The sequence below is a fragment of the Streptomyces sp. 8K308 genome, assembly GCF_004348315.1.
Taxonomy (GTDB): domain Bacteria; phylum Actinomycetota; class Actinomycetes; order Streptomycetales; family Streptomycetaceae; genus Streptomyces.
Map to the genome: position 1 here is coordinate 1 of NZ_SMKC01000630.1, position 1299 is coordinate 1299.

1 protein-coding gene and 1 pseudogene are annotated in these 1299 nt (G+C 74.4%); both read left to right on the forward strand.

Annotated features, from left to right (window positions below; translation table 11 throughout):
- Positions 1 to 296 (forward strand): annotated as a pseudogene (locus tag E1265_RS36285) (TetR/AcrR family transcriptional regulator); the annotation flags it as partial.
- 199 nt (positions 297 to 495) lie between these two features.
- Positions 496 to 1299: sigma-70 family RNA polymerase sigma factor (locus E1265_RS36290; protein ID WP_243741367.1), on the forward strand; the 804-nt coding region annotated here is incomplete at its 3' end.

A 1299-nucleotide genomic window follows, 5' to 3' on the forward strand; every position in this document is an offset into this window, starting at 1 on the left:
GTGCGGCCGGGGGTGAGTCGGGCGCCGGGGAGCGGGTGCCGCACCAGCGCGGTGCGGAGGCGGCGCGTCCCGGGACCGCGGGCACGGTGGAGTTGCTGTCGGCCGTGGGGCAGTTGGTGGAGCGGACGCGGGCGGCCGGGGAGCTGCGGGCCGATGTGACGGTGGCGGACCTGATGTTGGTGATAGCCACCACGCCGCCGCGCATCGAGGATCCGGCGCGGCAGTCGGCGGCAGCCGAGCGGCTGCTGGAGATACTCCTCCAAGGGCTGCGCGCGGAGCCCGCGTTGGGGAGATGACCCTCGGACGGGTGGTTCTCGGGCGACTCCGGCTGGGCGGCGTGTTTCCTGTGGCACGCTGAGCGCTGTCGCTGACGCCAATGTAAATACGAGGGCTCGCCGCATGGTCGTTGAGGGGCAGGACGACGATTCCAAGATTCCACGGCAGCGTCTGGAGGAGGAGTCGCCGGCATCGGCCGATCTCGCGCTCGTCGACGGGATGCGTCGGGGTGATCCGGGGGCGTACGACGAGCTGTACCGGCGCCATGCGGAGGCCGTGCGCCGGTATGCGCGCACCTGCTGCCGGGACGCGGACACCGCGGACGACCTGACCAACGAGGTGTTCGCCGCCACCCTGCAGGCGGTGCGGCGGGGCGGGGGCCCCGACACGGCGGTGCGGGCCTATCTGCTCACCTCGGTGCGGCGGGTGGCGGCGGACTGGGCGCGCACGGCCAGGCGCGAGCAGTTCGTCGAGGACTTCGTCGCGTTCGCGGTGTCCGCCGCCGCGGTCCAGGCGGGCGGCGCGGCCACGCAGGAGGCCGGCGCGGACGTGCGGGCCATGCGTCAGGCGGAGGAGTCCATGGTGGTGCGGGCGTTCCGCAGCCTGCCCGAGCGCTGGCAGACGGTGCTGTGGCACACCGCGGTGGAGGACGCGTCGCCGCGCGAGGTGGCGCCGTTGCTCGGGCTCACGCCCAACGCCGCGGCGGTGCTAACGCACCGGGCCAGGGAGGGCCTCAAGCAGGCGTATCTCCAGGCGCACGTGAGCCGGGCGTTGACGGACGGCGGGGAGTGCGCGCGGTTCGCCGACCGGCTCGGCGCCTACGCCAGGGGCGGCCTGCGGACACGGGCGGAGCGTGGTCTGCGGAAGCATCTCGAGGAGTGCGTGCGGTGCGCGCTGGCCGCGTCCGAGGTGCGGGACCTCAACACCCACATCCGCACGGTGCTGCCGATCGCCGTGGTCGGCTGGTTCGCGGCCGAGTCCTCGCTGAAGGGGGCCGGGGTCTGGCTCGGCACCGCGGGGGCC